The following is a 13,595-nucleotide window of genomic DNA, read 5'->3' as shown; positions in this document are numbered from 1 at the left end:
CCTCGACCGCGAGGCATAAGGCACGACCGCGACGTCGGAGTCCTCGGGAAGGCGGCCTCGGGAAAAAGCCTTGGTCCCGGTGGACACCGGTGGCGGGCGGCCAGGTAGCCTGTGCCCGTGAGCACCGCACCCACTGAGCCCCCTGAGTCCGCCGAGCCCACAGGCCCCGCCGCCTCCGCCGCCCACGCGGGTGCGCCGGCCCTGCGCCTGTACGACTCCGTCGCCCGCGCGCTCGTGCCGCTGGCCCCCACGGCCACCCCCGGCCTGGTGACGATCTACCTGTGTGGTGCCACCGTTCAGGGCTCGCCCCACATCGGCCACATGCGCAGCGGCATCGCCTTCGACGTCCTGCGCCGCTGGCTGGAGCGCGGCGGCCAGGAGGTCCGCCTCATCCGCAACGTCACGGACATCGACGACAAGATCCTCGCCAAGTCGGCCGCCGCGGAGCCGCCGGTGCCGTGGTGGGCCTGGGCCCAGCGCTTCGAGCGGGAGTTCGACGCCGCCTACCGCGCCCTGGGCGTGGCCGCCCCCACCTACGAGCCGCGCGCCACCGGCCACATCCCCGAGATGATCGACCTGGTCCAGCGTCTGCTGGACGCCGGCCACGCCTACGTCGGCGAGTCCGGCAACGTCTACTACGACGTGCGCTCGCTGCCCGACTACGGGTCCCTGACCAACCAGCGCCTGGAGGACCTGTCCACCACTGAGGACGAGTCCCAGCTGGATGACGACGTCGAGGCCGACAAGCGCGACCCGCGCGACTTCGCCCTGTGGAAGGCCGCCAAGCCCACTGAGCCGGCCGACGCCGCCTGGGACGCCCCCTGGGGCCGGGGCCGGCCCGGCTGGCACCTGGAGTGCTCGGCCATGTCGCGCCGCTACCTGGGTGAGATCTTCGACATCCACGGCGGCGGCATCGACCTGCGCTTCCCGCACCACGAGAACGAGCAGGCCCAGTCCCACGGCGCCGGCTGGGGCTTCGCGCGCCACTGGGTCCACAACGCCTGGGTGACCATCAAGGGCGAGAAGATGAGCAAGTCGCTGGGCAACTCCCTGGTGGTGGCCGAGCTGCTCAAGCGCTACGACGCCGCCGTGCTGCGCCTGGCCCTGGGTACCGTCCACCACCGCTCCACGGTGGAGTTCTCCGAGGAGACCCTGGCCGACGCCGCCGCCCTGTGGGAGCGCCTGTCCGGCGCGATCCTGCGGGCCTACGAGTTCTGCGACGACGGGGGCGCCAACCCCGTCGACGCCCCCGTCGAGCAGGTGCGCGCCCGGGCCCTGCCGGCCGAGCTCACCTCCGCCATGGATGAGGACCTCAACCTGGCCGGCGCCATGGCGGTCGTCCACGCCACTCTCAAGGCCCTCAACGTGGCCCTCACCCAGGCCGCCCCGGGCGGCGGCCAGGGGGCCGACGACGCCCTGCGCGCCTCGGCGGTCGGCCTCGCCCTGGACCTGCGCGCCCAGCTCGACGTCCTGGGCCTGGACCCGCTGGCCGAGCCCTGGCGCGCCCGCGTCCTCGACGGCGTCGGCTCCTCCCATGGCGGCACCGCCATGGAGGCCCTCGACCATCTCATCGGCCACGACCTGGAGGAGCGGGCCCAGGCCCGCGCCGCCAAGGACTGGGCGCGCGCCGACGCCCTGCGCGACAAGCTGACCGGGGCCGGCGTCGTCGTCGAGGACTCCCCCTCGGGCGCCCGCTGGCACCTGGCCTGAGCTGCCCACCCACCACCCACGAATCTTTCGCACCAACTCGCACCGTCACGAACAGGAGGCCGGATGCCCGGCAACGAGCAGTACCCCGGCGCCAAGCGTCGCCCCGGCTCGAAGAAGGGCCCCACGAAGGGCTCGGGCGGCCAGCGCCGCAAGGGCCTGGAGGGCAAGGGCCCCACCCCGCGCGCGGAGAACCGCGTCGGCCACCCCAAGGCCCGGGCGAGGGCCCGCGCCGAGTCCCGGGCCGCCCAGCCCACCCGGGCCAAGCAGCTGGAGAAGATCAAGCGCCGCTTCGACGTGCCCGCGGGCCACGAGATCCTGTGCGGACGCAACGCCGTGGCCGAGGCCGCCTACGCCTCGGTGCCCATCACCCGGGTCTTCATGGCGGTCTCCGCCCAGTCCGACGAGCGCCTGGGCGCCGTGGTGCGCCGCGCCGCCCTGCTGGGCGCCCCGGTGCTGGAGACCACCAAGCTGGACCTGGACGCCCTGACCGACTCCGCCGCCCACCAGGGCGTGGCCATCGAGGTTCCCGCCTACGAGTACACCACCGCCCGCGACCTGCTGGAGCGCGCCCGTTCCCTGGGCCGCACGCCGCTGCTCGTGGCCCTGGACCAGGTGACCGACCCCCACAACCTCGGCGCGGTCCTGCGCAGCGCCGGGGCCTTCGGGGCCGACGGCGTCATCATCCCCGAGCGCCGCTCGGTGGGCGTCAACGCCACCGTGTGGAAGGTTTCGGCCGGCGCCGCCGCCCGGGTGCGCGTGGCCCGCGAGACGAACCTCGTGCGCGCCCTGGAGCAGCTGAAGAAGGAGGGCTGCTTCGTCGTCGGCCTGGACGGCTCGGGCAGCACCGCTGTCGAGGACCTCGCCCTGGCCGACTCGCCCCTGGTGCTGGTCACCGGCGCGGAGGGCGCGGGCCTGTCCCGCCTGGTGCGTGAGACCTGCGACGTGCTGGCCTCGGTGCCGATCAGCCGCAGCGTGGAGTCCCTCAACGCGGCCGTGGCCACGGGGATCAGCCTCTACGAGGTCGACCGCCTGCGGCGCCGCGCCGCCGGCGCCGGCAGCTGACCCCCGCCGCCGCTCGGGGTCCGGCCGGCCCCCGAGCGGAGCCTGCTGATCCGACCGATCCGGCTGAGCCGGCTGCTCGGGCCGCCCCGGCAGGGAAAGCGCCCGGTTTACACTTCTCCATGACGGCCCCGTTGCTGACACAATGGGCCGCATCCGATCCACAGGAGGTCCCCATGGCCCAGGACGCTTCGCAGCGCTGGAACCGCACCGACGGCGTGCTCATCGCGCCGGGCACGACGCCGGAGGCGGTCGCCGACGCCTTCGCCGAGCGCGGGGTGGTCGTGCGCCTGGAGTGGTTCCCGGCCACCACCCACCTGCTCAGCCTCACCCTCATGACCGACGTCGAGGGCCGGGTCGCGGTGACGCCGCCCTCGCGCGGGGGCGTCGTGCCCGGTCCGAGCGTCAGTGAGCTCGTGGAGTCCCTGGCCCGGCAGTTCACGGCCGATGTCGCTATGGGCCCGGCGACCTTCAACGCCCTGCCCGACGACGTCGAGCTGCCCACGGTCTCCCACCACGGCTCGGCCAGCGCCCGCACCGTGGTGATCTCCCCGATGAGCGCCTACATGGTGCCCCTGCAGGCCACCCTGCTGGAGCGGCCCCTGGCGGTGGCCTCGGCGCCGAGCCTGGACCGCCGCATCGTCATGTACTCCGGTGAGGGCACGGAGCTGGGCACCTTCGGCTGGGACGAGGAGTCCCTGCCGGCACTGGTGCTGACCTCCGACTCCGAGGACATGTCCATCCGCGCCATCCCCACCGGGGACCCGGAGGACGATGCCGTCTTCTCCTGGGGCATGACGTCGCGCTACGTGTGGGGCGGGGTCAAGGAGCCCGGCCCGGCCCTGAAGTCCCTGGTGGATGAGCTCCTGGCGGACCTGACCGACGCGTCGGGGATCGTCGACGCAGTCCCGGGCGCGGACCTGGAGGCGGCGGCCGCCGCCATCGTCAAGCCCGGCATCGAGGGTTTCGCCGCGATGCTTGAGGCCCTGGGCCTGCCCGACTGGGTGCTGGAGGTCCTCACCGGTCGCCTGGCGCCGGTGGAGGTTCCCGGTGTCGTCGTGCACGAGCCGCGCGGACTGTCCAACGCGGTGGGCCGCAGCGTGGGCATGCTGCTGGCCGACCCCTCCACCCCGGGCTCGGCCTTCTGGCAGGGGTACGTGCGCACGGTGACGGACAAGCCGTGGGCGGTGCGGGGTGCCGCGCTGCTCGAGGCGGGCCTGGGCGGGGCCCTTGTGGGGGCCGCCGTGCGACGTCGTCGCTCGACCGGGAGCATCCCGGGCGGGATGGCGGCCGTGGGGGCCTTCCTGCTGGTGGACGCCATCACCGAGGTCTCGCTGGCCTCCTGGACGCGACACCGCGAGCTGCGCCGCCGCGCCGACGAGGAGATGGCCATGGTCGCCGAGGAGCTCGGCGCCTGAGAGCCCGCCGCCCGGGCCTTCGACGCCGTCCGGGGACAGGATTCCTGTCCCCGGACGCGTGTGGTGTCCCCCACCGAGACGGAATGCGCCCGGCCGCGCGGAATGTCCCCGCCCCTAAGTCGCAGGTGCGTCCGCAGCCGGCTGCGGCAACCCCAAAGGTTCAGAACCAGGACGACAGTGCGAGCCAGATCGCTATCACCGCCATCACGATAAGAGCACCGACGACGATGCACTTCGCTTCGTCGACAGTTCTCTGCTCGGAGGCCGAGAGTCCCTCAAGCCTCTGGAAGTCAGCGATCCCGGGTTGCGCCTGAAAGTGGAGTACCGATAGAACACCGTCACCGTCTGGCCGGTGTGCACCACGAAGTCGAGTCGTGGCATCGAGTCGTAGAACAACCGACCAAAGTTCGGCACCGGGACGACCTGCGCCGGCCCCGGCGGGACGGCGAACCTGACGGACTCTCCCCGCGAGAGGCGGAACTGCAGGCCGTTGATCGTGAAAGGCGTCGACATGTTCGGCACGGGCGATACGGACGGGTCGTAGTACAGGTCGATGAAGGCGCAGTTGTCCGGCGTGGCCCCGGGCAGGACCTGGAGTGCGGGCGCGTCCTCGTCCATGTCCCCGTCACGGCCCTTCTCATCGCCTCAGCTGATCGAGGTCAGACTATCAACCGGTCGGGCACCACTGGGCGCCGACGACGCACCGCCCGGTCTGCGGAGCGGGCCCTACTCCCCCTTGAACTTCATGCCGGCGGTGAAGCCGTAGGGGTTGGCGGCGTGGTCGGCCAGCGTCTGCTCGTCGCGGGCGGCGAACTCGGCGTCGTCCTCGGGCACCGGCTCAGCGGTGTCGTCGTCGACGACGATCGCCTCCATCTCCTGGGTGTCCCCGTTCCCCAGGTAGGCCCGCTCGTCACGGTGCTGGGGCAGCACCGTGGCCACGTAGTCGTCCACCGCCTCCTGCGTGGTGACGTAGCGGTTCTGGGCCTCGGACATGTACCAGCGGTGCTCGAGGATCTCGTGGAAGATCTCCGCGGGCTCCAGCTTGCGGCGCATCTCGACGGGGACGGAGTGAATGGTGGGTTCGAAGACCTCCGCCAGCCAGGAGTGGGCCACGAGCTCGATGGGGTCCTCGCTGCGACCGGTGATGGCCCGGTAGGCCTCCAGGTCGTTGAGCATGCGCTGGCCCTGGCGCTCCTGAACGTCCAGGCCGGTCAGTCGCATCACCTGGCGGTGGTAGTGGCCGGCGTCGACGACCTTGGGCTGAATGGTGATGTGGTTGCCCTGGGAGTCGGTGTTCATGGTGAGCTCGGCGACGTCGTAGCCCATCTCGTTGAGCTTCTCGACCCGGCGGCGCAGGCGCCAGCGCTCATCCATGGAGAAGGACTCCTTGGCGGTGAGCACGTCCCACAGCTCGGTGTAGCGGCTGACGATCCGGTCCCCCACCTCAATGGTGTCCACACTCGGCTCCAGCAGGGCGCCGGCCTGGAGGTCCATGAGCTCGCCGATGATGTTGGTGCGGGCCACGTCGATGTCGTAGAGGCGCTTGCCGTCCGTGAGCCCCTCGGGGTACAGCTCCCCGGTCTCGGCGTCCACCAGGTAGGCGGCGAAGGCCCCGGCGTCGCGGCGGAAGAGCGTGTTGGACAGGGACACGTCCCCCCAGTAGAAGCCCAGCAGGTGCAGGCGCACCAGCAGCACGGCGAGCGCGTCGATGAGTCGGGTGGCGGTCTCGGGCCGCATGTACTGGCTGAACAGCGCCCGGTAGGGAAGGGAGTAGGACAGGTGCTCGGTGATGAGCACCGAGTTGAGCTCCTCACCGGTGACGCTGCTGCGGCCGGTGATGACCGCCGTCGGATGCACGCAGGGCGCCCCCAGGCGCAGCAGGTTGCGCAGGAGCTCGTACTCGCGGTGGGCCACGGACTCGCCGATCTCCTTGACCGCGATGACGCGCTCGGAGAGGTTGACGAAGCGCACGATGTGGCGGGACAGACCACGGGGCAGCGCGGCAAGGACCTCGGTGGGCCACTCCTCCAGCGCCGTCTCCCAAGGGAGGTCGAGCAGCGCCGGGTCAATGGTCGCCGCCGTGATCTTCATGGACTGGGACATGGGATCATTCTTTCAGGCCGGAACCCAATTTGCTTTTCGAGACATGAGCCGCCGACCACACTTCGTCCAGTGCCGGCGGCGGAGCGGCTCCCCCTCATCACCACCGGGCGGCCTCCGCCACCGGCCCGGCCCCTCGGTGAGCGCGACGACGGCGCCGTCTCCGGGAAGGGGAACGGCGCCGTCGTGCTCAGCATCCTCAGGCAGGCAGGCGCTTGCCGGTGGAGGCGGAGAAGATGTGCTCCTGACCGGGGCGGATCCGCACGTAGACGGTCTCGCCCGGCTCGGGGGCGGTACGCGGGGGCACGCGCACGATGATCTGGCTGGAGTCCTCACCGGAGCCGAGCTTGGCCTCGGAGTCCTCGGCGCCGACGAGCTCACCGTAGATGTAGGCGTCGGAGCCCAACTCCTCCACGAAGGACAGGCGCACCGGGATGGAGTGCTCGTCCTGGGCGGAGACGACGTCGAGCGACTCGGGGCGGAACCCGATGGTCACCTTGCCGCCGTCCTCGGGGGTGATGGCGTCCAGGGTCGCCTTGGACAGCTGGATCTTGGCGGCGCCGACGGTGGCGACGTCACCCTTGACCGTGAACTGCCCCAGGTTCATGGCCGGCGAGCCGATGAAGCCGGCGACGAACTCGTTGGCGGGGTGGTCGTACATCTCACGCGGGGTGCCGACCTGCTGGAGCACGCCGTCCTTGAGGACCGCGATGCGGTCACCCATGGTGAGGGCCTCGGTCTGGTCGTGAGTGACGTAGACCGTGGTGACGCCCAGCGAGCGCTGGAGCGAGGCGATCTGGGTGCGGGTCTGCACACGGAGCTTGGCGTCCAGGTTGGACAGCGGCTCGTCCATGAGGAAGACCTTGGGCTTGCGCACGATGGCGCGGCCCATGGCCACACGCTGACGCTGACCACCGGAGAGGGCCTTGGGCTTGCGGTCCAGGTACTCGGTCAGGCCGAGGATCTTGGCGGCCTCGCGCACTCGCTTGTCGATCTCGGCCTTGGGGGTGCCGGCGATCTTGAGGGCGAAGCCCATGTTGTCGTGCACGGTCATGTGCGGGTAGAGCGCGTAGTTCTGGAAGACCATGGCGATGTCACGGTCCTTGGGCTGAACATCGGTGACGTCGCGGTCACCGATGAGGATACGACCGGCGTTGACGTCCTCCAGGCCCGCGAGCATGCGCAGGGAGGTGGACTTACCGCAGCCGGAGGGGCCGACGAGTACGAGGAACTCGCCATCGGCGATCTCGAGGTTGAGAGCGTCAACACTGGGGCGGTCATTGCCCGGGTAAATGCGTGTGGCGTTCTCGAAAGTCACAGTTGCCATGGGTGGTGCTTCCCTTCACCGGCAGGTACGTGCCGGACGATCCGTCGTGAAAGGTGCCGATGCGTGTCCGCATTGACACGTGCCGCGGTCAGCCGTTCGACCGCGGACGGGCTCATCCTGACACAGGTTCCCCGCTTTGACCAGAGATTCGCAGCAAACGGTCAGGGTGGTCTTCGACGGCGATGGCGGCAGGTGGAGACCTCCCCATCCCCGCCGTCGGAAACCATCCGGCCCGATACCGGCAATGCGGCTCCATCACTGGCTTTACTCCCGCGACATGGCCCACAGTCGGGCGAAGAGCCCCACAGCTTCGGGGCGCCCACGAGCGAATCCGGCCCGGTACTGTGGGGGCCATGACGCAGAACTTCGACGCGCACCCGGGCGAGCCGGTCACCCTGAGCAAGCTGCGCGCCGGCACCTCAGTGGGGGGATACCGGCTTCTGCGTCGCCTGGGCGCCGGGGGCATGGGCGTGGTGTGGGAGGCCACCGATGAGGGTGGGCGCCACGTGGCCATGAAGATCCTCCACCCGCAGATCGCCGCGGACCCCACCGCCCGGCGTCGCCTGGACCGGGAGGCCAGCGTCCTGGCCCGGGTGAGGGACACGCGCGTGGCGCGCATCCTGGACATCGAGACCGGGGACGGCTCCCAGGGCATCACCTTCGTCATCACCGAGCTCATCGAGGGCCCCACCCTGCAGCACGAGGTGGAGCATGAGGGCGTCTACGACCTGACCACTGACGCCCGTGACCTGGCCGACCTGGCCCACGGGCTGGTCGACTCGCTGCGCGCGGTGCACGATGCCGGCGTCATCCACCGCGACCTCAAGCCCTCCAACGTCATGCTCAGCGCGCAGGGGCCGGTTCTCATCGACTTCGGCATCGCCCAGGTGGCCGACGACGTCCGGCTCACGCAGACCGGCCAGGTCACGGGCACCCCGGGGTTCATCCCCCCGGAGATGCTCGACGGCGGGGAGCCGAACGCCGACGTCGACTGGTACGCCTGCGCGGGCGTGCTCCTGTTCACCGTCACTGGGCTGGCGCCCTTCGGTTCGGGCGCCTGGCAGGTGGTCTTCCGGCGCGTCTACGCGGGCACCCCGGAGCTGGGCAACCTGGAGGAGGAGAACCCGGCGCTGGCGCGGGCGTTCACGGCGGCGCTCGCCCCTGAGGCGGAGAACCGTCTGAATCCGGACGGCCTGCTGGAGGTGCTCGATGAGATCGCCGAGGGTGGGACCGGGCAGGAGGCGGTCGACCGGCTCCTGGGGCCCGAGGACGAGGAGCCGGAGTTCAGTGAGCTGGAGCGGAACACCAGCACCTTCGTTCCCGGCTACGGCTCGACCCCGGGGTCGCCTCGCGATGCTCGCAGTGCGGCCTCGGCCTCCCCGGCCGCTTACGGCAGTCCCGTCTCGGCGGCCTCCGGCGCGGAGTTCGGTTACTCGGCGCCATCGGCCGCCTCCGGTGCTTCCGCGCAGCCGCCGGCCATCCCGCCGCGCCCGTTGTACCAGGGCGGTTTGGTGATGCCCTCGAGTGGGGCGCAGTCGATGCAGTACGGCGTGGGTGCTCCTGCGCCTGCGGCCGCCTCGGGCGTGCACCCGCGGCCGGCGCCGTCCGGGCAGGTGCCGATGTTCCCCTACTCGGGTCAGCTTCCGACGGCGTTCCAGCCCGGCTACTCCCAGTCCGTCACCGGTCCGACGGCTGCGCCGCCGGTGGGTGCGATGACGGGGCCGATGGCAACGGGCACCGCTGCTACGCAGGTCCGCCGGTTCGACGCTCCCAGACGCCCCGGGGAGCTGCCCGGGTGGGCCCAGGAGCCGGTGCGTCATCCGCTGGCGATGCTGGCCGTGGGGTTCATGCTGTCCTCGATCGGGAGCGTCAGACCGATCTGGATGGGGATTATCGGGGCGATTCTGACAGTAGTCACCGGCGCTGTGGGGCGGGCCCAGGACGCTCGGCGTTGGAACCGGCTCCAGCGCGGCGGCACCTCGCCGTCGGACAACTCCCGCATGTGGGCGATGAGCCCGTGGTACCTGTTGCGCTCGCTGATATCTGTTGGTTTCGCCTTTCTCCTGGCCGCGGGGACCGCGCTCGTCTTCCTCGCGCTCACTCACTCGGCGGGTATCACGTCCGATGACTCCGCGATTCTGGGATCATTGCCGCTCCCCGTCCGTTACTACATCCTCTGTTTCGTGGGGGGCGCCCTGTACTTTCTCGTCCTGTGGCTGGCGCCGTGGGGGGCGGCGACTCGACGTGGTGGCGCTCATATTCTCAACTCGTTCATCCCTGGCGACAACGGCAGAAGGAACCTGGTGTTAGGGATGCTGGGTATTGGCGCCGTGTTCTTCATCCTGGCCTTCGCCGGGGTGATGCCGTATCCGGATCTGAGTCCTTTCGGGAACTGACGTGCCGCCTCGGCGGCTGACGCCGTGGTCTTCTGGCGGCGTCCGCCTCCGGGGCCTGGTGGTGCCGGCTCGGTGCCGACTCCGACCCGGACCCGGTCAGCGGAAGAAGGGGAAGCCTCCGAAGCGGAGGGTCTTGCCGCGGTAGGCCCGGATCATCTGGACGGCGCACACCAGCACATGGACTCCGACCATGGCCAGAGCCATGATGATCGGGGTGCCCCACGGCATGAAAGACGGCGATTCGTCGTAGTCGTTCGCGATGGGGGCCACGGCAATCTGGATCACTATCAGAGCCACCTCCACCAGCAGCAGCGTCAGTCCCCAGCTCGCCGCCAGGCGGCGATTCGTCCGGGCCGGTTCACGCAGGTCCTTCTTGTTCCACAGGCCGACCACCATCATCGCCACCATGGCGAGCAGCACATCGAGAATCGGCAGAGGTGCCAGCAGCCCGAACAGTCCCGCGCTCCACGCCTCAGCACCCGACGGAGCAGGCGCCTTCACGGGCGCCGGAGCCATCATCGGCGCAGGCACCATCCCGGGAGCCGGCGCACCCGGAGTCCCAGGCGCGGGGAGGGCCCCGTATTCCGGCACGGATCGTCTTGCGGGGTCGAGCTCCGGCGCCGACTCCTGCATCGTGTAGTAACCATCCGAGGACGCTACGGCCTCGGGCTCCCGCGTCTCGCTCACTCCGCTCCTCGCTCACGCATCCAGTCCGCCTCCTCATGCAGTACTCCATCAGTGGCCTCGGGGCTTGCCCCTGATTCCGGACCACGCGGTCTGATCCCCCCGATTCTGCCCGACCCCGGGCCCGAGCACCGGGACAGCGACGACCGATGCGTCACAATCCGCCACCGGCAGACACCAGGCGTGGTTTCCTCCAAGATCGTCGGGCAGAATGACGTCACGACAGCCATCGCTCGTTGACCATTCGTCTTCCTGGTCGTCCGCTCGTCACCGCATCACAAGGAGCACCGCGTGTCCACTAACCAGCCCCGCCAGACCAAGGCCGAGCGCCGCGAGGCCAGGCGTCTCAAGGCCAAGGAGCTGCGCGAGGCCTCAGCCCGCCGCGAGCGCCGAAACAAGATCGCCCGCCGCAGCTTCGTCGGGGCTGCGGGCGCGAGCGTGGTCGGTGGGCTCGGCTACCTGTTCTACCTCGGCGTCGACGCCAAGAAGAAGCCCAAGGACAAGAAGACGTCGACGAAGTTCCCCGCGCCGAACGAGGGCCTGGCCACCACGAAGGCGAACCAGGAAGGCGTCCCCAAGCAGGTCCTCTCCGACGCCTCCTGGACCTACGGCGAAGGCCCCACTCTCGACACCGTCGCCGCCGCAGCCCCCATCCTGGACATCTACTTCGACTACTCCTGCTCCCACTGCGCCCAGTTCGAGGGCATCCACACCCAGGAGATCAACCAGCTCCTGAGCGGGAAGAAGATCACCCTGGCCCTCCACCCCGCCAAGATCCTCGAGCAGGAGTGGACCAGCGTGGTCATGAACGCGATGGGCGTGGTGCTCGACGAGGCCCCGGCCCAGTCCCTGAGCTTCCACGGCGCCGTCTTCGAGATCCTCTCCCAGGTGATTCAGACCAAGAGCCAGAAGAACATGACGGTGGAGGGTCTGGTGGCCGCAGCCACCAAGGTGAACGTCCCCAAGGAGGTCTCCGCCAAGTTCAAGGCGGCCATCGACTCCGACAAGTACGGCAAGTGGGTCAACCTCAGTAACGAGGCCTTCTCCGCCAGGGACCTGCAGAGCACCCCCACCGTCTTCTTCAAGGGTGAGAAGGTCGACCTGACCAAGCTCGGGACTCCGACCTCCCTGACCGAGCTCGTCGCCGCCGCCACCCCGACGGCCTCCGCCACCCCGACGGCGCAGTCCACCCCGTAGCAGGACTGATCCGCCGTCGAGCCCGGCTCCGGGTCCCACCCGGCGCGCCCACGGGCCCGGACGGCCACGGGCACGGTACCGTCTCCCCGGTTTCCCGGCCCGGGGCGGTCTGTGTCAGACTGTCCCCCGCACCTGCGGCCGCCTGGCCGGCCGCGCGCCGCTTTAGCTCAGTTGGTAGAGCAGCTGTCTTGTAAACAGCAGGTCGTCGGTTCGAGTCCGACAAGCGGCTCCACTCATCGCCCGCAGCCGTGCGGGGCCCGGCCGTTCCTGCCTCAGACCCACCCCACGGCCCGGCCACGAGCGCACCACCGGGAGGGGACATGTCGGTGACCGCAGCACACGCGGCGTCCTGCGCCCTCCACGACGCCGGCACCTGCCGCTCCTGCCCCCACCTGTCTCTGCCGATGCCCGACCAGCTGGCCGCCAAGCAGTCCCGTGTCGCCGCCCTCCTGGCCGAGCACGTCCCGGCCGGGCTGTGGCAGGCACCGGCGGCGAGCGCCCCCACCGGTTTCCGCAACAAGGCGAAGATGGCGGTGGCCGGGACCGCCGCCCACCCCGCCCTGGGGATCCTCGACGGCGCCGGGGGCGGCGTCGACCTGCGCACCTGTCCGCTGCACGTGCCGGCCATCGAGGCGGCCCTGCCGGTGCTGGCCGATCTCATCACCGAGCTGGGCCTGCGCCCCTACGACGTGCCCGCGCGCCGCGGCGAGCTCAAGTACGTCCTGGTGACCGCCTCGCCCGACGAGGACCTCATGGTGCGCTTCGTCCTGCGCTCCCGCCACCACCTGGAGCGGCTGCGCGCCGCCGTGCCGGACCTGCGCCGGCGCCTGCCCCAGCTGGCGGTGGCCGCCGTCAACATCCAGAGCGTCCACCAGGCCGTCATCGAGGGGCCCGAGGAGATCGTCCTGACCGAGGAGGACCGTCTCCTCATGCGCCTGAGCCTGCCGTCACCGGAGCGCGGCGGCCGGGCCGGCCTGCGCGCCGACCACGTCGAGCTGCCCCTCTACCTGCCCACCCGTTCCTTCTTCCAGACCAACACGGCCGTGGCCGAGGCCCTCTACGCCACCGCCCGCGCCTGGGCGCAGGAGGCCGAGCCGACCCGGGTGTGGGACCTGTTCTGCGGCGTCGGCGGCTTCGCCCTGGCCCTGGCGGCTCCCGGCCGCCGGGTACTGGGGGTGGAGGTCTCGGCGTCGGCCATTGACGGGGCGCGCGCGGCCGCCGACCTCATGGGACTGGACCCCGCCCTGGTGCGCTTCGAGGCCGGGGATGCCCGCGTCCTGGACCCGGCCTCCCCCGGGGATCGCGCCGGCGGGGCGCATCGCCCGGATCTGCTCGTGGTCAACCCTCCCCGGCGCGGGATCGGGGAGCAGCTGGCCGGCAGGATCGAGGCCTCCGGCGTGGGGCGGGTGCTCTACTCCTCCTGCAACCCGCGCACGCTGGCGGCGGACCTGGCGCACCTGCCCTCGATGCGGGTGGCGCGCTCCCGCCTGTTCGACATGTTCCCGCACACCGAGCACGCCGAGGTGCTCGTGGAGCTGGTACGTGACTAGGCCGTGGCGCGAATCAGGGGCTGGGGGGATCTCCCGTGCTGTCACGAGAATCCCGACCCGCCGCGGTCGTGCCTTATGTCTCGAGGTCGTGGGTTAAGGCTACGACCTCGCGACCTACCCTACGATCCGGACAGCCAGCACGACGCCGTCGCCC

At 70.7% G+C, this 13,595-nt stretch carries 10 protein-coding genes and 1 tRNA gene; 7 read left to right on the top strand and 4 right to left on the bottom strand.

Annotation, left to right across the window (positions count from 1 at the left end):
• Nucleotides 1-117 precede the first annotated feature (117 nt).
• The 3 genes from cysS (at nt 118) to BKH32_RS04535 (ending at nt 4,187) form a co-directional block, all read left to right on the top strand.
• Nucleotides 118-1,710, top strand: coding sequence for a cysteine--tRNA ligase (gene cysS, locus BKH32_RS04545; RefSeq protein ID WP_075248880.1), 1,593 nt, complete (start codon nt 118-120; stop codon nt 1,708-1,710).
• A 63-nt stretch (nt 1,711-1,773) separates the two neighbouring features.
• Nucleotides 1,774-2,772 carry a 23S rRNA (guanosine(2251)-2'-O)-methyltransferase RlmB gene (gene rlmB / locus BKH32_RS04540; RefSeq protein ID WP_075248838.1) on the top strand — a complete coding sequence of 333 codons (999 nt, stop codon included), beginning with the start codon at nt 1,774-1,776 and terminating at the stop codon, nt 2,770-2,772.
• 173 nt (nt 2,773-2,945) lie between these two features.
• Nucleotides 2,946-4,187: a hypothetical protein gene (locus BKH32_RS04535; protein ID WP_075248837.1), complete on the top strand. Its 1,242-nt coding sequence runs from the start codon at nt 2,946-2,948 to the stop codon at nt 4,185-4,187.
• Nucleotides 4,188-4,391: 204 nt separating this feature from the next.
• On the opposite strand, the gene BKH32_RS04530 is transcribed toward BKH32_RS04535, so the two are convergent.
• The 3 genes from BKH32_RS04530 to BKH32_RS04520 form a co-directional block, all read right to left on the bottom strand.
• Entirely contained in the window at nt 4,392-4,805 is a 414-nt protein-coding gene (locus BKH32_RS04530; RefSeq protein WP_075248836.1) for a hypothetical protein, read from the bottom strand.
• A 108-nt stretch (nt 4,806-4,913) separates the two neighbouring features.
• Complete coding sequence (locus BKH32_RS04525; RefSeq protein ID WP_075248835.1) at nt 4,914-6,290, bottom strand: DUF4032 domain-containing protein; 1,377 nt, start codon at nt 6,288-6,290, stop codon at nt 4,914-4,916.
• 196 nt (nt 6,291-6,486) lie between these two features.
• Nucleotides 6,487-7,614, bottom strand: coding sequence for an ABC transporter ATP-binding protein (locus tag BKH32_RS04520; RefSeq protein WP_075248834.1), 1,128 nt, complete (start codon nt 7,612-7,614; stop codon nt 6,487-6,489).
• Nucleotides 7,615-7,967: 353 nt separating this feature from the next.
• On the opposite strand from BKH32_RS04520, the gene BKH32_RS04515 reads away from it, so the two are divergent.
• Entirely contained in the window at nt 7,968-10,010 is a 2,043-nt protein-coding gene (locus BKH32_RS04515) for a serine/threonine protein kinase (RefSeq protein WP_075248833.1), read from the top strand.
• A 96-nt stretch (nt 10,011-10,106) separates the two neighbouring features.
• Here BKH32_RS04515 and BKH32_RS04510 read toward each other — a convergent pair whose 3' ends face one another.
• On the bottom strand, nt 10,107-10,697 hold the full coding sequence (locus BKH32_RS04510; RefSeq protein WP_252862738.1) for a hypothetical protein: 591 nt from the start codon (nt 10,695-10,697) through the stop codon (nt 10,107-10,109).
• 288 nt (nt 10,698-10,985) lie between these two features.
• Between BKH32_RS04510 and BKH32_RS04500 the strand changes: the two genes are divergently transcribed.
• The 3 genes from BKH32_RS04500 to BKH32_RS04490 all read left to right on the top strand — a co-directional run bounded on the left by BKH32_RS04500 (nt 10,986) and on the right by BKH32_RS04490 (nt 13,441).
• Nucleotides 10,986-11,891 (top strand): DsbA family protein, encoded by a 906-nt coding sequence (locus BKH32_RS04500; RefSeq protein ID WP_075248830.1) that lies wholly within the window; start codon nt 10,986-10,988, stop codon nt 11,889-11,891.
• 156 nt (nt 11,892-12,047) lie between these two features.
• A tRNA-Thr gene (locus tag BKH32_RS04495) sits at nt 12,048-12,123 on the top strand.
• Nucleotides 12,124-12,211: 88 nt separating this feature from the next.
• Nucleotides 12,212-13,441, top strand: coding sequence for a methyltransferase domain-containing protein (locus tag BKH32_RS04490; protein ID WP_075248829.1), 1,230 nt, complete (start codon nt 12,212-12,214; stop codon nt 13,439-13,441).
• The last annotated feature ends 154 nt before the right edge of the window (nt 13,442-13,595 follow it).

This window comes from Actinomyces oris (assembly GCF_001929375.1).
Classification (GTDB): Bacteria; Actinomycetota; Actinomycetes; order Actinomycetales; family Actinomycetaceae; genus Actinomyces; species Actinomyces oris_B.
Note: the sequence above shows the minus strand (reverse complement) of the source record. Positions and strands in the feature narration are given on the sequence as shown.

Excerpts from the sequence above, each read along its gene's own strand:
- BKH32_RS04525 (WP_075248835.1), bottom strand. The coding sequence starts at position 6,290 with ATGTCCCAGTCCATGAAGATCACGGCGGCGACCATTGACCCGGCGCTG.
- BKH32_RS04535 (WP_075248837.1), top strand. The coding sequence starts at position 2,946 with ATGGCCCAGGACGCTTCGCAGCGCTGGAACCGCACCGACGGCGTGCTC.
- BKH32_RS04490 (WP_075248829.1), top strand. The coding sequence starts at position 12,212 with ATGTCGGTGACCGCAGCACACGCGGCGTCCTGCGCCCTCCACGACGCC.
- BKH32_RS04520 (WP_075248834.1), bottom strand. The coding sequence starts at position 7,614 with ATGGCAACTGTGACTTTCGAGAACGCCACACGCATTTACCCGGGCAAT.
- rlmB (WP_075248838.1), top strand. The coding sequence starts at position 1,774 with ATGCCCGGCAACGAGCAGTACCCCGGCGCCAAGCGTCGCCCCGGCTCG.
- BKH32_RS04515 (WP_075248833.1), top strand. The coding sequence starts at position 7,968 with ATGACGCAGAACTTCGACGCGCACCCGGGCGAGCCGGTCACCCTGAGC.
- BKH32_RS04530 (WP_075248836.1), bottom strand. The coding sequence starts at position 4,805 with ATGGACGAGGACGCGCCCGCACTCCAGGTCCTGCCCGGGGCCACGCCG.